Origin of the sequence: Suttonella sp. R2A3 (assembly GCF_021513215.1) — a bacterium.
Classification (GTDB): Bacteria; Pseudomonadota; Gammaproteobacteria; order Cardiobacteriales; family Cardiobacteriaceae; genus JAHUUI01.
In genome coordinates, this window is sequence record NZ_CP090975.1 from 604,920 (window position 1) to 623,320 (window position 18,401).

18 protein-coding genes are annotated in these 18,401 nt (G+C 45.7%); 5 read left to right on the top strand and 13 right to left on the bottom strand.

From position 1 onward, the window contains the following. Positions 1 to 57 precede the first annotated feature (57 nt). From L0B52_RS02870 to L0B52_RS02915, 10 genes are all read right to left on the bottom strand, one after another. Positions 58 to 1,377, bottom strand: a complete 1,320-nt coding sequence (locus L0B52_RS02870; protein ID WP_409202310.1) for an imelysin family protein — start codon at positions 1,375 to 1,377, stop codon at positions 58 to 60. 87 nt (positions 1,378 to 1,464) lie between these two features. Continuing rightward, positions 1,465 to 2,895: an Asp-tRNA(Asn)/Glu-tRNA(Gln) amidotransferase subunit GatB gene (gene gatB, locus L0B52_RS02875; protein ID WP_235065037.1), complete on the bottom strand. Its 1,431-nt coding sequence runs from the start codon at positions 2,893 to 2,895 to the stop codon at positions 1,465 to 1,467. Positions 2,896 to 2,964: 69 nt separating this feature from the next. Then, positions 2,965 to 5,184, bottom strand: a complete 2,220-nt coding sequence (gene pilQ / locus L0B52_RS02880) for a type IV pilus secretin PilQ (protein WP_235065038.1) — start codon at positions 5,182 to 5,184, stop codon at positions 2,965 to 2,967. Between the two features lie 12 nt (positions 5,185 to 5,196). Continuing rightward, positions 5,197 to 5,787, bottom strand: a complete 591-nt coding sequence (locus tag L0B52_RS02885) for a pilus assembly protein PilP (RefSeq protein ID WP_235065039.1) — start codon at positions 5,785 to 5,787, stop codon at positions 5,197 to 5,199. 1 nt (position 5,788) lies between these two features. Further along, complete coding sequence (locus tag L0B52_RS02890) at positions 5,789 to 6,397, bottom strand: type 4a pilus biogenesis protein PilO (protein WP_235065040.1); 609 nt, start codon at positions 6,395 to 6,397, stop codon at positions 5,789 to 5,791. 11 nt (positions 6,398 to 6,408) lie between these two features. Continuing rightward, a complete protein-coding gene (locus tag L0B52_RS02895) occupies positions 6,409 to 6,969 on the bottom strand; it encodes a PilN domain-containing protein (protein ID WP_235065041.1) in 561 nt (186 codons plus the stop codon). Positions 6,970 to 6,971: 2 nt separating this feature from the next. Beyond that, a complete protein-coding gene (gene pilM / locus L0B52_RS02900; protein WP_235065042.1) occupies positions 6,972 to 8,003 on the bottom strand; it encodes a pilus assembly protein PilM in 1,032 nt (343 codons plus the stop codon). 114 nt (positions 8,004 to 8,117) lie between these two features. Further along, entirely contained in the window at positions 8,118 to 9,386 is a 1,269-nt protein-coding gene (locus L0B52_RS02905; RefSeq protein WP_235065043.1) for a citrate synthase, read from the bottom strand. 88 nt (positions 9,387 to 9,474) lie between these two features. Then, on the bottom strand, positions 9,475 to 9,720 hold the full coding sequence (locus L0B52_RS02910) for a type B 50S ribosomal protein L31 (protein WP_235065044.1): 246 nt from the start codon (positions 9,718 to 9,720) through the stop codon (positions 9,475 to 9,477). An 83-nt stretch (positions 9,721 to 9,803) separates the two neighbouring features. After that, positions 9,804 to 11,585: a GNAT family N-acyltransferase gene (locus L0B52_RS02915; RefSeq protein WP_235065045.1), complete on the bottom strand. Its 1,782-nt coding sequence runs from the start codon at positions 11,583 to 11,585 to the stop codon at positions 9,804 to 9,806. Between the two features lie 92 nt (positions 11,586 to 11,677). On the opposite strand from L0B52_RS02915, the gene asd reads away from it, so the two are divergent. From asd to L0B52_RS02930, 3 genes are read left to right on the top strand one after another with little or no spacing between them, the layout of a single operon-like run. Continuing rightward, positions 11,678 to 12,511, top strand: a complete 834-nt coding sequence (gene asd / locus L0B52_RS02920) for an archaetidylserine decarboxylase (protein WP_235065046.1) — start codon at positions 11,678 to 11,680, stop codon at positions 12,509 to 12,511. Continuing rightward, on the top strand, positions 12,504 to 12,959 hold the full coding sequence (gene rnhA, locus L0B52_RS02925) for a ribonuclease HI (RefSeq protein WP_235065047.1): 456 nt from the start codon (positions 12,504 to 12,506) through the stop codon (positions 12,957 to 12,959). The genes asd and rnhA overlap by 8 nt, the downstream gene beginning before the upstream one ends. 60 nt (positions 12,960 to 13,019) lie before the next feature. Beyond that, the gene (locus L0B52_RS02930) at positions 13,020 to 13,736 is read left to right on the top strand and encodes a hypothetical protein (RefSeq protein ID WP_235065048.1); all 717 of its coding nucleotides are present in this window, start codon (positions 13,020 to 13,022) and stop codon (positions 13,734 to 13,736) included. Between the two features lie 112 nt (positions 13,737 to 13,848). Here L0B52_RS02930 and L0B52_RS02935 read toward each other — a convergent pair whose 3' ends face one another. Further along, positions 13,849 to 14,388, bottom strand: a complete 540-nt coding sequence (locus L0B52_RS02935) for a shikimate kinase (protein ID WP_235065049.1) — start codon at positions 14,386 to 14,388, stop codon at positions 13,849 to 13,851. Positions 14,389 to 14,485: 97 nt separating this feature from the next. Next, on the bottom strand, positions 14,486 to 15,178 hold the full coding sequence (locus L0B52_RS02940) for a YggS family pyridoxal phosphate-dependent enzyme (protein ID WP_235065050.1): 693 nt from the start codon (positions 15,176 to 15,178) through the stop codon (positions 14,486 to 14,488). A gap of 197 nt (positions 15,179 to 15,375) precedes the next feature. On the opposite strand from L0B52_RS02940, the gene L0B52_RS02945 reads away from it, so the two are divergent. Both L0B52_RS02945 and L0B52_RS02950 read left to right on the top strand, forming a co-directional pair. After that, on the top strand, positions 15,376 to 16,164 hold the full coding sequence (locus tag L0B52_RS02945; protein WP_235065051.1) for a UDP-2,3-diacylglucosamine diphosphatase: 789 nt from the start codon (positions 15,376 to 15,378) through the stop codon (positions 16,162 to 16,164). Beyond that, entirely contained in the window at positions 16,161 to 17,207 is a 1,047-nt protein-coding gene (locus L0B52_RS02950) for a glycosyltransferase family 1 protein (protein WP_235065052.1), read from the top strand. The genes L0B52_RS02945 and L0B52_RS02950 overlap by 4 nt, the downstream gene beginning before the upstream one ends. 7 nt (positions 17,208 to 17,214) lie before the next feature. Here L0B52_RS02950 and L0B52_RS02955 read toward each other — a convergent pair whose 3' ends face one another. Beyond that, a complete protein-coding gene (locus L0B52_RS02955; protein ID WP_235065053.1) occupies positions 17,215 to 18,303 on the bottom strand; it encodes a hypothetical protein in 1,089 nt (362 codons plus the stop codon). Positions 18,304 to 18,401 lie beyond the last annotated feature (98 nt).

Genomic DNA, 18,401 nt, shown 5'->3' on the forward strand with positions numbered 1-18,401 from the left:
GCAAAAACCTCGACTGCAAGAGAAGCAACCGAGGTTTTTTTACGAAACGCTTTAAAACTAAATTTGAGTTTCTTCTGCGTCGGTTACGTCGTCTTCGTTAAGCGATACATCAAAGGCCGCACCAACGGTGACCATTTTATCGCCCAATTTACGTAGCTGATTTTTCAGCGCAACCACGTTATTGACGCTGTCTTCATTTTCTGGGTGAATTTGATAATCAAAATGCATACTGTTTATCGCCAGATCATTGATGGTGGCAATTCGTGCATCAATATCGTCAACCAAAGCAGTAACAGCTTTTTGATCTTCTTCAGAAAGCGCATCAAATGGTGCCGCACCAACTTTATCGTTTAAATACTCACCCATCAGGATATTTTTAAATCCTTGGAAGTTTTGTGCGATGTCGCGATGCGTATTATCTGAGAAACAGCTATGTTCATCTTCTTCGCTCGGCGTGAGCACAGCGACCGCGATACGCTCATTAGCAAGCTCTGATTTAATGAACATCCCCATGCCAATAAAGATGTTTTTCAATGCTTCATCACTAGCAATATTCTTATCGGCGTCTGCACCATCAAGTTGGCCAAGCAACGCGGCGCGATAAAGCCCTTTATTACCATCAACTTCACCAGCCCAAGCGCTGCTGACCAACTCAACATCAGCCACTAACTTATCAGCGGCCGCGTTTAAATACGCTAAGCGACGCTCAGCGAATTTGTCTTCAGTAAAGTCAGTTAATGGACGTTGACCAGCGACCATGGCACCATTGGTAATCGTGTCTTCAATAAAGTTATTGTAGTCTTGATCTTGTCCCCAGAGCAGGAACTCGATGGCGTGATAACCAGAGGCAACGTTCGCCTCACCACCATTTTCATTAAGCGCGGTGATAACCTCAACGTTAATCTCATCAACATTAACCGCTTCAGGCTCTTCGCCACCTGGGGTAAACTCACCCGTTGAATCGATGATATTACCAGTGGTTTTTTGGCCATCGGCATCAATCGTATAGTCAATCATGTTTTCATCGAGCGGCCAGGCGTTGATTTGCCCTTCTAAGGCACCATAAGCATCAGCTACCCAACCTTCTTCGGCGTCAATTGGACCGGCTGAAAGACGAAAAATTTCTGTTTCACCGTAGCTTTCGCGCGACTGCAGCCAAGCGTCTTTAGCCGCCTGTAGTGACTCTTCCGTTGGATTGTCGCTAAAACGCTTAATCGCTTCTTGCAGCTTAATCGCATCAGCGAGCGCATCGCTATAGTTAGCCTGGGCAATTTCAGCATAGGTATTTAATACTGCGGCTGGTTCTTGTGCGAACGCACCAGTAGCCGTAAAACCAATAGCGACAGCGAGCGCCACTTTCTTAAAGGAATGAGTCATCATTAATCCTTAGTGTGTGAATGTGGGCGTTAGACTACGCCTACTTAATACAAAAAGCAACAATAATCAGAATATTTCTCATTAACTTTATTGTTTAAGCTTATCACGCAACAATTGATTAACCGTTTTCGGGTTCGCCTGCCCTTTTGAACGCTTAAGTACTTGCCCGACGAAATAACCCAGCATTTTTTCCTGCCCATTTTGATAAGCGGCAACCTGATCAGGACTTTCAACAATCACCTCATCAATCCAGCTCAGGATTTGCTGATCATCGTTGACTTGTTTCAAGCCTTGCGCGTCAATCAGCACATCAGCTGACTCACCACTTTCCCACATTTGTGGGAGTAATTTTTTGGCGGCATTGCCAGAAATCGTCCCATCCTGAATGCGTTGCAATAGTGCTGCTAAAGCCTCAGCACTAACCGGCGCTTCATCGATGTCTAGTTGATGTTCGTTTAATAGTCGTGCAAATTCACCCTGCAACCAATTACTCACCAGCTTGCCATCGCCACATTGCGCGACCACGGCATCAAAAAAATCCGCGCTATAACGATCTTGAAGAATATAATCCAGGCTATCTTCATCAAGCTCATGCGCTTGTCTATAGCGTTCGCGACGCAGATGAGGCAATTCCGGCAATTGTTCTGCCACTTCCTCAAAAAATGCTTCATCCAAATCCAGTGGTAGCAAATCAGGATCAGGGAAATAGCGGTAGTCGTTCGCTTCTTCCTTACTGCGCATAGTGCGCGTTTCTTGCTTTTCAGCGTCAAATAAGCGCGTTTCCTGGTCAATTGGCTGGCTTTGATCCATTAAATCGCTTTGCCGCTCAATTTCGATATTGATCGCCTGCTCGACAAAGCGGAATGAGTTGATGTTTTTAAGCTCAACGCGTGCGTTGTATGCCTCACTGCCCGGCTCACGAATCGATACGTTCGCATCGCAGCGAAATGACCCTTCCTGCATATTGCCATCGCTGATGCCAAGATAGCGCACTAGATGGTGAATTTTGCGCATAAAGGCGACTGCTTCTTTAGCGCTACGCATATCCGGCTCGCTTACTAATTCAATCAGTGGAACACCCGCACGATTGAGATCAATCCCGGTACGATCTGAAAACGCATCATGCACCGATTTACCAGCATCTTCTTCGAGTTGTCCACGATTAATGCGTACTTCGCGTTGATACTCACCCATATCAAGCACCACCGTACCGCCTTGAATGACCGCATCATCCAGTTGGCTGATTTGATAACCTTTCGGCAGATCAGGATAAAAATAATTTTTACGCATGAAAAACGCGTGCGGATTGACCTTGGCGTCAATCGCCTGGCCAAACATCGCCGCATAGACTACCGCCTGACGATTGAGCACAGGCAAAACCCCAGGATAAGCTAAGTCGAGTTCGTTGGTATTGTCGTTCGGCTCTGAGCCAAAAGTGTTTGGGGAGCTAGAAAAAAGTTTACTGTTGGTATCGAGCTGAATATGCAACTCCAAACCAATCACAGCTTCATAACGCATGATGCCATCCTGATAAAGCAAGCTGCCCCACGTTCAGTGGGGCAAAGCTAAGATTATAAAAAGAACCGTTTAGTCACGCAAGTTAGAGAACTTATCTGATTGCGATAAGCGGTGATCAATAATTCTTGGGGTAACAAAAATCAACAGCTCATTTTTCTTAAACTGGTTGTTGGTTTTCTTAAACACATTACCGATTAACGGTAAATCCCCCAATAGTGGCACTTTATTGGTGCTGATACTTTGGGCCTGTTCATAAATTCCACCCAAAACAATGGTTTCGCCATTATCAACCAACACATTGGTTTCTAATTGGTTGGTATTGATCGGCACATTATTGCCTAACTGGTTGGCAAAGTTTGGTGAATCTTTGGTGATATTAAGCTCCATATCAACACGATTATCCGGCGCGATGCGCGGGGTCACCTCAAGGGATAATTCTGCCTCTTTAAACTCAACTGAAGGCACACCATCTCTACTCACAGTCTGGTAAGGGATCTCTTGACCAGAAGCAATGGTTGCTTTTTGTCCGTCTTGAGTAACCACACGTGGGCTGGAGATGATTTCCCCACGACCTTCAGTTTGAAGCGCTGAGAGCTCTAAATCGACTAAGAAATCAGAACCCAAAATCGCTAAGCCATAAGTAGCAGGTTTAGGTAAATCGACTCCCAATCGACCTGTCAATGTTTGATTTCTTAGATCTCTTCCTCTTTGATCATTTTCGTTTGCAATTCTTGAAGTAAACCTTGTGTTAAACTTTGCGCCAAGATCACGAGAGAAATCATCATTGGTGATCACCAAGCGTGCATCAACCAATACCTGACGTACTGGCTCATCAAGTTTCGCCACCAGTTCGCGGACTGCTTGAATTTTGCTGGGAATATCGCTGACCAATAAGGTGTTAGTGCGTTCATCAACGCTCACCGTTCCTTTACTGGAAAGAATCGCATCGCGGAAAAATGCGCCGCGACCTTCACCGCCGCTGCCTTCTCGCGATTTTTCGATGATACCGACCAAATCGGCCGCGCGCGCATACTGCACTTGAATCAGCTCGGTACGCGAAGGCACCAATTCATTACGCTCTTGCACCACACGCAGCGCGTCTAATTCACGCTGATCTAACTCAGCTGCCGGGGCAATATAGATCACGGAATTATTTTCACGCATTCCTAGCCCTTTGGTTTTCAAGATAATGTCAAGCGCTTGATCCCAAGGCACATTATCTAAGCGCAGAGTGATGTTGCCGGACACTGCATCGCTAACCACCACGTTATTGCCGGTAAATTCAGCGATAATTTGCAGCACCGCACGCACTTCAATATCCTGGAAATTAAGCGACAATGGCTCACCACGATAACGCTTGGTTGCGCTGAACCCTTGTACTTCATCAACTTGCTCCATAAAGCTGGTATCGGGCTTAGGGATAGTCAACTCGATGGTGTAAATATCCCCATTTTGATACGTGGTGTATTCATAAGGAGTATTTTTCTGGGTTGCGATAACCATGTTTGTGCCGGTTGTGGTACGCGCTAAATCAATATAATTTACCGCGGTACCAAAATCCGCAAACTCCATGCGTTTTTGTTCTGATTTCGCAAGCTGATGACCATCGAGGGTCACCATAATTTCCCCAGCTTGTTTTCGGGTATTCACGACCCGATGCTGCGCTGGGAGCACAAATGAAATCACGGCTGTATTACCGTCTTTCTTACGAAATTGTGGGCTGAGTAAAGCCTGCGCAGGTGCTTCAAATTGTTTGGTCTGTGTTGGCGGCTGAGGCTCTCTCACAACCGGTTTTGGCATTGGTGTAACGCTCGTCGGCTGGCGAGAAATCGTCACCTCACCTGCGGATCCCGTTGGGCTGATGACGCTGTTGAACAAACCTCCAGAAGCTGTGGCCGTAGCCACTGGTGCAGCTTTGGCAGGCATGTGTTTTGGTGGATTAGTAAACAGCAAAATAATATCCTTACCTTGCTGAACAACTTCATAAGATTGTGGTGCAGCCAAGTTCACAACGGCCCGAGTTGTGCCAGCGGCCTCTACGACATCAACGTCATAGATCCCAGCTTGGGAAATCGCGATCTCGCGCGCGCTCAAGCCAGAGTTCACCCCCGCAAAATCCAAAACAATCGTTGCTGGTTCGGCGGTGGTAAACACATTCGGTTTCACACCAGCGTTTTCAAAAATGAGCTGATAACGACCATTCGTCGGACCATAAGAAAGGTCTGAAAGGGTCGCTGCCTGTGCAGCTGTCGCTACTGAGATTGCCAATACAAGCGCTATATGTTTCATAATTAACCTTTCTTATTTCCTTATCAATATCAGTTTATCCATCCGGTCTTCCCAGCCATTCGCCACGCGGTATTTTTCTCTAACGATCAGGTTATCCCGACCAATAGCGATAATTAACCCGTTGTTTTTACCGATATATTGACCAACATCGGCAGTGACAATGCCAGAATCAGGTGTTTTAATGAGTGCACTTTTACCACCATTAGGTGCATCTAGCGTACCAACCATGGCCAAGGCATCAAGGCTATATTTTTCTAAGAAAAATGGTAAATGATCGGTGGGCGGACCATCACCACACTGCGTATCTTCGCAGATATCTTCCGGTTGTTCTTGACTAGACACATCCGTACGACCAACAAAGCTTTTCACCGCAAATGGACTGTTTTCACTCCCTTTATAGCGGATAGGAAAAGCCACCTGCAGATCCGCAACCGACTCAACATCAAGCGTTTCGCTGGGTTGAGTTGACTCAACCGTACGCTGGATATGTTCTTCAATACCCTCTTTCGGATTATCTTTAATGAAGAATTCTGTAAACCCCATTGAACATACCGCCATAACTATAAGCGCACTTTTGTGTATTCCAGCGTTACGTGTCGGCATCTTACTGTCCCTCACCTAGGTATTTTGAAATATCTTGGTTGTAGATGTAGGTTTCAAGAATACTGTTGATTGCAATCCCGCTAGGCGAATCATCCTCTACTTTCATATCAAAGTTTTGCACATTGAGGATGCGTGGGAAAGAAGCGATTTGTTCGGCAAAATGCGCAAAGCTGTCGTAAGAGGTTTTCGTGGCTAAAGAAATCGGTTCAAGATTGTAATAGGTTTTAGCGCTGCTTTGTCCTGGGGTGAGCGCTGAAAACACGATGCCATTTTGTGAGCCGGTTTGATAAATTTCATCGACCAGACTCGGCATTTCGGTTTCAGACGGCAGATAGGTCAAATACTCTTGTAATTGACCAACCAGTTGTTTCTTATGTTCGCGATAAGCCGGTAAGTCAACACTATATTGATAGAGCTTATCATATTGCCCGACTAAGTTATTAATTTGATTGTCTAAAGAATCTTGCTCGTCCGCTAATTTACCGTGCACAAACCTGAGATAGAGAAACGACAGAACAACCGCAATCGCAACCCAAATCAACACCTGATAATAAATTGGCCATGTCCCGGGGCGGCTTCGGTCTAATTGTGATAACCTAACAATATTCACGAATGACTCCTTTAGGCCAAATAAATCACGATGGTAAATGTTTTGATTTCTGATTCCTCAGGCACGGTATAACGTGAGGAAGATTTTGCGGCATTAATCCCGCGCAACCTGGGTTCAGTGAAAAATTCAAGGCCTTTCATCTTACGCATAAAATTGGCGATTTCCGCATCATTTTTAGCCACTCCATCGATGGTTAAAATTTGACCGTTAAACGAGATAGAGTTTAGGAAAATTTCTTCTGGGGTGTTATTGGCAATAAACGCTAACGTGTCAACCACCACTTCACGCTTAACGCTCAGCGCAGAAATCGTGGTTATTTGTTTATTAATATCACCAACTAAGCTTTTGATTTCTTCAACTTCTTTTTTTGCACGCTCAAAACCTTGGATATCGGATGTGAGCATCGCGATTGTATCGTTTTGTTGTTCAATATATTTTTTCTCGAGGAAGTAGTTATAACCCCAAATTGCCGCGCAGATTAAACCAACAAAAACGGTAATACCAACAAAACGCTGCTGCTGTTCAGCACGTTTTTTTTCCCGCCAAGGTAATAAATTAAAACGTGTTTTCATGATTATTCTCCTTCACACAGCAACGCTACGGGGAGTGCAAACTGCAGCATGGCGTTTGCCCAATCTTGATCATCAGCATGCTTATTGATCACAACTTCGCTTAAATCAAGATCACCAATAGGATACTCAACCTGAGCATTTAACGCTTTGCGCAGCCCCTTCAGGCAAGCACCACCACCACAAAGTGCCACTTTTGCAATCGGAGCGTCGGTTTTCTTACTGGCATCGAAGAAATCAAACACTAAATTGACTTGTTCAGCAAAGCTATTGGCATAAGGCGTAAGCACCAAATCCGTAAATTCCTCACCAACGCTCTGATGTACCTTACGCTCTTCAGCTTCTTGTTCTGATAACGAATAGATATCCATGATACTATCGGTAACTTGTTGCCCACCAATTTGCTGCTCCCGGTGGAAAATCAATCCCGTTGCATCATAAAAATAGAAGCGGGATTTCTTGCTGCCAATATCGACCAAAACAATAATCTCATTATCAGCAAAATGCCGGCTATAGATTTGCGAGACCAGACGACCATAAGCATACGCGTCAACATCAACCTCGATCTGTGGCTGACTACGCTTCGTATATTTTCCTGTTTGGGTAATCGCATCAACGCGCTGATTAACAATATCACGCCGCGCAGCAACGGCTAGATAATGACCTTCATTATCCAGCATATGATAATCGTAATAAACTTGATCAAGTGTAAAAGGCAATACTTCGCCTAATTCAACTTCAATAGAGCCATCAGTGTCATAATCGCTCAAACTTGGTTCGATATCGATTTTTCGAGTGATGGTATCGCCCAAAGGAATGTGGGTTATCGCGCTTCGCTTGGAGAAATTATATTGTCCGGCAACATTACTTACCGCTTGTTGAATAGCACCAACTTCATTATGTACTTCGCTTCGGTTAAGACGAGACGCGCGGTACGTTGATACAACGTAGGTCCCACTATTTTTTTTGAGCTCAATAAGCTTAACCGCATACTGCCCAATATCAATCGCCACATCGCTCGTCTTTGCGCTTAGCATTGTTGCTCCTTTGCTAAATCAAATTCCATCTGCCCAGCATAATTAGAAATTATTTATTATTACGGACAAGATTACAATATAAGCGCTATTTTTACCAGTCTATTATCTATTTCTTTATAACTTTCTGATATTATTTCCAGTGTAAAGCTGGCGAGGTCGACCGATGCGGTAGCCATCGCTGACCATTTCGTTCCAGTGCGCCACCCAACCAGAGGTACGAGCGATCGCAAACATCACCGTAAACATATTTACTGGAATGCCGAGCGCGCTATAGATAATCCCTGAGTAGAAATCAACGTTCGGATAAAGTTTACGTTCAATGAAATAATCGTCTTTCAGCGCCGCTTCTTCGAGCTTCATCGCCAACTCCATACGCGGATCATCACCGTAGCGCTCAAGAATCTCATAGCAAATGCTCTGAATAATTTTGGCGCGCGGATCATAATTGCGATACACACGATGCCCAAAGCCCATGAGTTTGAAGGGGTCTTGCTTGTCTTTAGCTTTCTCGATGAATTTAGGAATATTCTCGACCGAGCCAATTTCATCAAGCATATTGAGCACAGCTTCGTTTGCACCACCGTGCGCTGGACCCCACAATGACGCGATACCAGCAGAAATTGCCGCATAAGGGTTGGTTCCGGTACTACCGGCCAAGCGCACCGTTGACGTTGACGCATTTTGCTCATGATCAGCGTGCAAGATAAACAACAAATCGAGCGCTTTTGCCGCTAATGGATCAGGCTCGTAGTCTTGACCTGGGCGCTCAAACATCAAGCGTAAGAAGCTTTCAGTGTAACCTTCATTATGCTCAGGATAAATGACGGGGTAGCCTTTGTAATGACGGTAAATTGCTGCTGCAATCATTGGCATTTTAGCGATCAAACGCAACGAGGTGATCTCGCGCATTTTTTCGTCATTGATATCAATGGCATCAGGGTAGAATGCAGCCAATGAACCAACTAAACCTGTCATCATCGCCATCGGATGCGCGTCATAATAGAAGCCATCAAAGAAATGATGCACGCGCTCATTGAGCAGGCGGTAGTATTTGATTTTTTGTGTGTAGGCTTCGCTTTGTTCTTTTGTCGGTACTTCACCGTGATAAAGCAAATACGCGGTATCAAGATAATTTAAGTTCTCAGAAACATCTTCAATACTGTAGCCACGATAAAGTAACTTACCTTCACCACCATCGATAAAGGTAATTTTACTTTCGCAGCTTGAGGTCACGCCAAAGCCAGGGTCATGCGTGAAATAGCCTGCCTCTTTTGGCAAGCTAGCGATGTCGATAACGGGGCGCCCTAAGGTTGGTTCATAAACCGGCAGTTCAATCTCTTTACCCTGCTGTGAATCAACCAATTTTACCGAACGATCAACCATAACGCCTCCTCTATCTGCGCAACATCATAAAACACGCACCAAATTAACCCAATCAATAATTAACGTCAAGCAAACGTTTAGTTTGGGCTTATTTTTTACCGTATTTACGACGGAAGCGGTCAACACGACCCGCGCTATCAACGATGTTCTGCTTACCAGTATAGAATGGGTGTGATTTGCTGCTGATATCCACACGTACTAATGGATACTCTTCGCCATCTTCCCATTTAATGGTTTCTTTAGTCTCAACAGTTGATTTGCTCAAGAAGGCAAAATCTGCACCAACATCCTGAAAAACAACAGGACGATATTCTGGATGAATGTCTTTTTTCATAATCTACTCCGGGTTAAACTCATTCGGCTGAAAAACTGCGAAATTTTACAGAGTCCTTGCCAACAAAGCAAGCAGTATTTAGCTTACTCGTCCAGAGTCATCGCCACCAACGCATCACTCGATGGCTGAGCCTCGCCCTTTTGTTGCTGATCCCCACAATGCGGATCGATATAGCGTTGTCGCTTCTTCGCTTTCATTTGCTGCATATCGACCACCACAAAACCATCTACCGAACAGCCAAAATCCGGATCAACGGCAAAATCCGCGAACACCACCCCGCCTTCTTCACACAGCGCGCTGTAATGTTTAAACAGGGGTGGAATCACTAAATTCATATGCTTCAGTCGTTGCTTGAGGGTTTTTTCCGCTTCTTTACGTCCCATACCGGTAAAAGTTTCTTCAATCATACGCCGGCGTTTTGCGGTAATCACATACGGATTACGCGCCTTAACCCATTGCCGGTCTGACGCATAATACAACCGATAATAAGCCACCAGCCAATCAACCGCTTCGCGTGGATATTGTGGCGAAATACTTACCCCGCCAAATAAATAGCGAATCGATGGGTGCTGCGCGTAGTATGCACCGATACCTTGCCATGTGGTATCGAGCGCACGCGTATTCCAATACTCTGGACAAATAAAGCCTCGCCCAAGCTCCATAGCCTCATTAAGCCATGCCGTATCACCACAGAATTCAAAAAACTGATGGGTATAGAGTTTATCAAGCTGCTGCGTGCGATAAATCTTTTCAGTCGGCAACACACGATACGCCCCCATCAACGCCTGATCCTGGTTATGCCAGATCAGCAAATGGTGGTAATAACTATCGTATTTATCCAGATCACGCGCCTGACCGCTGCCCTCTCCTACCTCACGAAACGCCAATTCACGCAGCCGCCCAACTTCTTGCAGTAAAACGGCATTATGTTGTGGCTGATAATACAAAATCCGCTGATACTCACCGACATGGCCAAGCAATTTTGTCGAGCGTAGCGCATGGCGAATGACTCGCCGATCAAGCGCATCAGCAATCGGTTTTGGCGTATTAAATATGCCACTGCTTGGCCCACTGAGCTGATAGACATGCTGACGAATGAGCGTGACCACCTGCGATAAATCGAGCGGCAAACCTTGGAGCATCTTAATCGATAGCGCTTTAGCCAAATGGAGTTTTACCGCAGATTTTGGCGGCCGCCACATTTCACGCGCCAGCATGAGTGTTGAAACAAATGGGGCAACGCGGCTCACTTGATAGAACCACTGACTGTTACGCCCATCCACATAAATCGGCAGTATTGGCGCATCAGAAGAGCGCGCAATATGATAAAAAGCTTTTGACCACTGACGATCAGCAACCTCACCTTGCTGCATCCGCGAGACTTCGCCAGCTGGAAAAATAATCACCATCTCTTCATCATGCAGCGCTGCTTCAATCGCACGAATTTGCTTGCGTGCAAAATCATGGCGCCAGACATCAACGGGGATAACATAAGGCGCGAGTGGCGTAATCGCGCACAACTGCTCATTCGCGACAATCTTCACATCATCGCGCACAGAAAGCATTGCGTGTAATAAAATCAATCCATCGATCCCGCCTAACGGATGATTGGCGACCACAACGCAACGGCCGTGAGCTGGAATAGCGGCATCAACGCCGAGCTCTAACGAATAATCGATCTCTAAATAGGCAAAAGCTTCTTCGATAAATGCTTTTAGCGGCAGATGGCCATGCTGCTGCAAAAAATCATTAATTTCGCGTTCGTGTAATAGATAGCGTAAAAAAGCAATCGCTGCATGGCGCACCCCGGGAAGATGCATGATTCCTCGAGCATGGGCTTTATAGGAACTGGCAATATCAATCATAAACACACCTTAAGGTTTTGACGCATTATAAAAATGGCGTGTTACTGAAAGATGTCAAAAGCTGGCAGGTGGATATGCTAAAATCCTCGACCATGAATAAAGCCCTCTATACCCTGATTCCGCGGCGTTTGATGAGCCAACTGATGTTTCGTTTGGCGCGCATCGAACAGCCACAAATAAAAAACGCCATCATTAAAAGCTATATGCGCATTACCGGTGCACGCACCGATTTTGCCGCCGAAAAAGACCCTTTATCCTACCATAGCCTTAATGACTTCTTTACCCGCGCCCTCGCCGATGGTGCGCGCCCGATTGACGATAACCCAGGCCATATTATCAGCCCGGTTGACGGCAGATGCGCGATCCACGAACAACTCAGCGCCGAAACCCTCTTGCAAGCCAAAGGCATGCCCTATTCACTCGCTGCACTGCTTGGCAGCGAAGATTGGGCGCAACCATTTATTGGCGGCAGCGCAGCAACACTTTATCTCGCACCCGACGATTATCATCGCATCCACATGCCTTATCCCGGCACCCTGCAAGCGATGCGTTTTTGCCCCGGCGACAAACACAGCGTTGCCTTATCGCTGCTCGATAAAATTCCCAACATTTTTGCCGGCAATGAACGCGCAGTGTGTCTATTTAATACGGATTTAGGCAAAATGGCGGTGGTAATGGTTGGCGCATTAAACGTCAGCAGTATCAGCACCGTCTGGCATGGTGATGTATTAAACGCCGCCGATAATACGTATGACTACCGCGAACAAACGCTATCCTTTAATAAAGGTGAGGAAATCGGACGCTTTAATCTTGGCTCAACGGTCATTTTATTATTCGAACCACAAGCCATTGATTGGGCGAATGACAAACTTGAGTGTGGAGAAAAAATCTATATGGGTGAGGCAATCGCAAGCAGCCATGAGTAACGACTTTTTAGACATCTATACCGATGGTGCATGCAAAGGTAATCCAGGCGTTGGCGGCTGGGGCGTACTCATGCGCTATGGCAGCCATGAAAAAACGCTTAAAGGCGCTGAATCACACACCACCAATAACCGCATGGAGCTACAAGCAACGATTGAAGCGTTATCAGCGATCAAGCGCCCATGTAAAATCCGCATCACCACCGATTCAGTCTATGTTAAAAACGGCATTACCCAATGGATTCACAGCTGGAAAAAGAATGGCTGGCGCACCGCACAAAAAAAACCGGTACAAAACGCAGAACTCTGGCAACAACTCGATAACCTCGTGCAGCAATACGATATTGAGTGGGCCTGGGTTAAAGGCCACAGCGGCCACCCTGGCAACGAAGTCGCGGATACGCTCGCCAACGAAGCCATTGAACAATGGCGAGAACAACATCAAGGTTAGGCTGTTAATTTAAACTGGTGGCTTTCAACGCCGACACGACTTATATAGCAGGTATTTACAATGGCTAACAGAGTACTTAAAGACATCCGGCTCTATGAAAGTGAGATTGAAAATATTTCAGGACATAGTTTGCCGTCATATTTAGGCATTATTTTAAAGCCAACTAAAAACTTAGTGCATATTACCCAAAGAATCGCAAGAAAACTCAATGAATTAAACTATTCTTTTGGCGAGCAAGACCATATTTATATCAATTTAACCTCCCTTCTTAAGGAAAACAAACTCCATGTTTCTAATCGTAATATTGATAGAAGAATACAATATGTGGACTTTGGGATTGTCCCAGAAAAATTCAATGCCTTACAAGATAATCAAAAAGATGCGTTTATTGAGACTAAAATTTTAGAGATTCTGGAATCGATAAGTAACAAAAATTCCCAAAAACTTATAGAACAAACCAAATTCGAACTAGCCAAGTATGGTCGTGAACTCAAAATCCATTTCAAAACCAAAGAAACAAAAACCTATCGAATAGATATTTATTACCAAGTGGCTCCGGTTAACAAGCTGGATAATGCAATTATTGAATATAAAGATAAGAAAAATGCTTCAACAACCACTCATAACTTTACACTGGAAGATTACGAAGATATCTATTCATTGGTTGACACTATTGGGGTTAAAAATAACAAAATCATATTGAACCCTAAAAAATCCTTTAGGGCTGAGTTAACCACCAAGCGTTACAAAACCCCTATTACATTTGAGTTGATGTAAAAACCAATTGCCATCTATGGTTATAGGTATACGATTTAAGTGATCGACTATGTCTTTTTATAGTGGCCTACTTCTCATAGAGAAATAAAAAACTGCTAGCTTAGGTTTTGAATTAAACGCCTTCCATTTCCAAGCGGCGTTGGACTTCTTCCCATAACCATTTAAACGACAGGGAAAAGTAATTCGCGTCGGTATCCAGGCGGTAATCCGCCAAGCCTTCATATAGCCCTAAGCGCTCATCGCGCAACACCTGCAATCGTACCGCAACATCGGGGACTTGCGTCAGTGGCCGGCGCTTATCATTGCCCACGCGTTGCAGTTGACGTTCTACAGACACATCAAGAAACACAACCAGGCGCTGTTGTGCAATGAGGCGTCGATTATGCTCGCTAAGCACAATCCCACCACCACAAGCCACCACGCAATCATGCGGTTCCGCTAACACATCAGCTAAGGTTTGTTCTTCGCGACGGCGAAATCCTTCTTCACCTTCAGTATCAAAAATCGTCGGAATATCCACACCAGTTCGTGCGCAAATCGCTTGATCGGTATCAACAAACCGCCAGCGCAGGCGGTTTGCCAAGCGTTTTCCGAGCGAGGTTTTCCCTGCACCCATCGGCCCTATTAAAACGATTTTGCGGTCTTGCGCCATAATCCCGTCTCTAAACTAGCTGTAACGTAAGCCAATTATAACGGCAACTGTCCATCTTGTCCGTTGCTTGGTGAAAATTCCCCTACTCACTGAGCGATTAGCGTGCGCCAAATATAGCGCTGCCAACCCGCACCAAGGTTGAGCCTTCAGCAATTGCCAACGCCATATCCCCGCTCATCCCCATCGATAATTCATCGAATTGCGCGCGATCAGCAAAGCGATCTCGAGCTTGAGCTTGAATCTCACGCAAGCTACGAAAACACGCGCGAATACGCGATTCATCAGTGGTATTGGCACCAATTGTCATCAAACCACGAATGCGAATCCGCTCACAATGCAGCGTTTCTTCAATCAGCGCAAGCGTGTCTTCTGGCGCTACGCCAAATTTTGACGCCTCCCCAGAGGTATTGACCTGAACCAGCACATCTATGGTACGGTCTTCAAATTCCAGACGCTGCTCAAGTTTATGCGCCAGCTTCACCCGATCGAGCGACTGAATACAGCTCACTTGCGCGATCACATCTTTAATTTTATTGGTTTGTAAATGACCGATCAGGTGCGTGTCATGTGCCACATCAGCGAGCGCATCATATTTGGCGTTAATTTCCTGCACCTTATTCTCGCCAATCAGCGTTTGCCCACTAGCCAAGGCTTCACGAATACGCGCGGCTTCAACCGTTTTTGTGACCATCATTAATCGTACATCTTCAGGCGAGCGCTCAGCTTGTTCACAAGCGCCAGAGATCTGTTCGAGCACACGCGCGATACTGTTGTGAATGGGGTTTGTCATTAATCTATCTCTCCTATCGACGTGCAAAATAATGCGTTGATCAGCACGCGCAGTTTTTACGAAAAAGCGCAGCCCTATCGCTGTGTTTTATGGACTCTATCTCATCAATTTTATCATGAATGATCTTAGTGACGATGGTCATAAAACCGTAACATCGCGCTGTTAACTTGCCGGTAAGCCAACAAACCGGAGTACTCATGAGCAAACACTACCGCACTATCTGGATTTCCGATTGCCACCTTGGTACCCGCAGCTCACAAGCCCATATGTTGCTCGATTTCTTACGCCATACGGAAAGTGATACGCTGTTTCTAGTGGGCGATATCGTCGATGGTTGGCAAATGAAAAAGCATTGGCATTGGCCTCAAGAGCATAATGATGTGGTGCAGAAATTGCTACGTAAAGCACGCAAAGGCACACGAGTGATTTATATTCCGGGCAACCACGATGAGGCGGCACGGCAATACGTTGATCTTGATTTTGGTGGGGTAGAAATTAGACAGCAAAGCGAACACACCACGGCCGATGGTAAACGCTTGCTCATCATGCATGGTGATGAATTCGATGGCGTTATGCAATACGCCAAGTGGTTAGCCCACCTTGGCGATACACTTTACCAGCTCGCCCTTTCGCTGAATACACTGCTCAATAAAATCCGGCGCTACTTAGGCAAGCCCTATTGGTCGCTCTCGCAATACTTAAAATATAAAGTGAAAAATGCGGTGAATTTTATTAGTGAGTTTGAGCGCTTACTGGCTGGCGAGGCAAAAAAACGTGACTTTGATGGTGTGGTTTGCGGACACATCCATCACGCAGAAATGCGTACTATCGAAGGCATCGAATACTACAACTGCGGTGACTGGGTAGAAAGTGTGACCGCGTTAGTTGAACACAGCGACGGACGAATGGAGATTATTTACTGGGCGGATGTAGTCGCTAAGCGTATGGAAAAAACCAGCGTCCAAGAAACTGCGGATGCCGCATGAATATCGCGATTGTCAGTGACGCCTGGCATCCTCAAGTTAATGGCGTTGTACGCACGCTTACACAAACACGCCGTGCCTTGCTTGATCAAGGCGACAATGTATTGATGATCACCCCCGACCAATTTCGCACCTGGCCTTGTCCAACCTATCCGGAAATCCGTTTGGCTCGCGGTGCAAAACGCCGCGTTGCTACTCTACTCGATGAATTTTCTGCTGATGCCATTCACATCGCCACCGAAGGACCACTCGGTTGGGCGGCACGCCGGTATTGCTTGCGTCACAAACTCTCGTTTACGACCGCTTATCACACCCGTTTCCCTGAATACATCCATACCCGTTTTCGCCTACCACTAAGCATCGGTTATGCGATCATGCGCCTGTTCCATAAGCCATCGGTGCGGGTGATGGTTCCTACCGAAGGTATTGGCAAAGCACTCAATGCACGTGGCATTGAGCACACGGTAATTTGGGGCCGCGGTGTGGATACTGCGCGGTTTTATCCCGGTGAGCGCAATGCATTAGAGCCCATGATGCGTGACGAAGAACGCGCACGTCCTACCTTTGTCTATATTGGTCGCGTGGCGCCGGAAAAGAGCATCGAAGCGTTTCTTAAACTGGATTTACCCGGCAGCAAATGGGTGATAGGTGATGGCCCTGCAAAAGCCACACTTGAAGCAGCCTATCCTGAGGTGCATTTTCTCGGCGCGTATCCGCAAAAAGAACTGCCGCCATTTTACCGCGCAGCCGATGTGTTCGTGTTTCCCAGTAAAACCGATACCTTTGGCTTGGTGCTGCTCGAAGCAATGGCGTGTGGCACACCGGTGGCGGCGTATCCGGTTGAAGGGCCTATAGATGTAATTAGCGACCCTAAAACCGGTGCGTTAAATAAGGATTTAGCGCAGGCCTGCTTAGACGCACTCGCGCTAAATCGCGACGACTGCGCAGAATTCGCCGCTGCGCACAGCTGGCTGGAAACGACGTTGCGTTTTCGTGTGTTACTCGAACCATTTATTGCCCAGGCACCACTTGCGGAAACACATTGATTAGGCTTTAAATCCCTAATTTTTTTGCCGCTAACTGCGCACCAGCTACACGGGCGCGTATTTTTTCAAACGCCCATTCACGTGTGGTGGTTAAATCATTGCAAAATGGCGAATAACCACAGCATTCTGACACCCCTGGCACCTGCCCAAGAATATCGCTCGCCAACACAATTCGTTCGGCAATCCGTGTCGGTAATTCAATCTCTTTATTCAGATGCGACACAAAACCTAAATACACGAATTTATTGCCGATATACTCTTTAATACAATGCAGGATCGATTCGAACTCTCGCTCACCTAAGCTGGCAAATGGAAAATGGAAATTCTGAATCTTCGATTGCAATAACACAGGATAAATTTCAGCGTAATTACTGTAATTATGGTTGGTGAAATTATCCGCACCAAAGCAAGTATGTAGCGTTACTGCTTGTAATTCTTGCGGCGTGAGTTTATCGCATACCTGGTTCACTAAACCGACCATTTGTTTGAGTAACGCCCCGCTACTATCCACTTTCTGAGCATAAGTAGCCTCGGTCATATCCAAACCCACTTCAGAAGCACCAGCAGCAATGGCTTTTTTAATATCTTTAGCACATTCATTCACCAAATCTTCGGTAAATTGCGCTTTGCTATAGCCTTCAATTTCATCAACATAAATCAATGATACAGCTGAGGGAGAAATGACTGTGGCTTTAAACGGTTTGTTGCTGTATTTTTTTAGCACTGGCAGCCATTCATCGCTGTAATGAGCAAATTTAAACGGCGTTTGTTCTTTCTGTAAAACTGCCATTTCTCGCGAATGGTGCCCTTCAAAATCGATCACAAACCCTTTTTTGTCTTTAGGATTGGGTTCACCAAGTTTAATAAATCCTTGCTCAAGGAAATACGTGAGAAAATTGGGCTTTTCCACCTCACCAGAAGTAATGATCGGATTGCCATCAATCTGTTCGTAAGTCTGAACAACGTCTTTAATTTCTTTCTCGATTAAACGATCGAGCTCAGACTTAGCCAACTGCCCATCCGCATAAGCGGCATAGGCGGCTTGTAATTCCGCAGAACGTGGCAAACTACCAACTGGGGTTTGTTTAATAGACATAATTTGCTCCATTAACGATGATTAAAAATGGTTAACCAAAATGATTATAGCCAATTTTTCCTACAAAATCATAGTGCAAAAGAGAATACTTTTATGTC

What these genes read in the sequence shown, in the direction of transcription:
- L0B52_RS02885 (WP_235065039.1), bottom strand. Translation starts at nt 5,787, where the DNA reads ATGCCGACACGTAACGCTGGAATACACAAAAGTGCGCTTATAGTTATG.
- L0B52_RS02870 (WP_409202310.1), bottom strand. Translation starts at nt 1,377, where the DNA reads ATGACTCATTCCTTTAAGAAAGTGGCGCTCGCTGTCGCTATTGGTTTT.
- rnhA (WP_235065047.1), top strand. Translation starts at nt 12,504, where the DNA reads ATGAGTAACGACTTTTTAGACATCTATACCGATGGTGCATGCAAAGGT.
- L0B52_RS02940 (WP_235065050.1), bottom strand. Translation starts at nt 15,178, where the DNA reads ATGACAAACCCCATTCACAACAGTATCGCGCGTGTGCTCGAACAGATC.
- L0B52_RS02905 (WP_235065043.1), bottom strand. Translation starts at nt 9,386, where the DNA reads ATGGTTGATCGTTCGGTAAAATTGGTTGATTCACAGCAGGGTAAAGAG.
- L0B52_RS02895 (WP_235065041.1), bottom strand. Translation starts at nt 6,969, where the DNA reads ATGAAAACACGTTTTAATTTATTACCTTGGCGGGAAAAAAAACGTGCT.
- L0B52_RS02955 (WP_235065053.1), bottom strand. Translation starts at nt 18,303, where the DNA reads ATGTCTATTAAACAAACCCCAGTTGGTAGTTTGCCACGTTCTGCGGAA.
- L0B52_RS02950 (WP_235065052.1), top strand. Translation starts at nt 16,161, where the DNA reads ATGAATATCGCGATTGTCAGTGACGCCTGGCATCCTCAAGTTAATGGC.
- asd (WP_235065046.1), top strand. Translation starts at nt 11,678, where the DNA reads ATGAATAAAGCCCTCTATACCCTGATTCCGCGGCGTTTGATGAGCCAA.
- L0B52_RS02915 (WP_235065045.1), bottom strand. Translation starts at nt 11,585, where the DNA reads ATGATTGATATTGCCAGTTCCTATAAAGCCCATGCTCGAGGAATCATG.
- pilQ (WP_235065038.1), bottom strand. Translation starts at nt 5,184, where the DNA reads ATGAAACATATAGCGCTTGTATTGGCAATCTCAGTAGCGACAGCTGCA.
- L0B52_RS02910 (WP_235065044.1), bottom strand. Translation starts at nt 9,720, where the DNA reads ATGAAAAAAGACATTCATCCAGAATATCGTCCTGTTGTTTTTCAGGAT.
- L0B52_RS02930 (WP_235065048.1), top strand. Translation starts at nt 13,020, where the DNA reads ATGGCTAACAGAGTACTTAAAGACATCCGGCTCTATGAAAGTGAGATT.
- pilM (WP_235065042.1), bottom strand. Translation starts at nt 8,003, where the DNA reads ATGCTAAGCGCAAAGACGAGCGATGTGGCGATTGATATTGGGCAGTAT.
- L0B52_RS02935 (WP_235065049.1), bottom strand. Translation starts at nt 14,388, where the DNA reads ATGGCGCAAGACCGCAAAATCGTTTTAATAGGGCCGATGGGTGCAGGG.
- gatB (WP_235065037.1), bottom strand. Translation starts at nt 2,895, where the DNA reads ATGCGTTATGAAGCTGTGATTGGTTTGGAGTTGCATATTCAGCTCGAT.
- L0B52_RS02945 (WP_235065051.1), top strand. Translation starts at nt 15,376, where the DNA reads ATGAGCAAACACTACCGCACTATCTGGATTTCCGATTGCCACCTTGGT.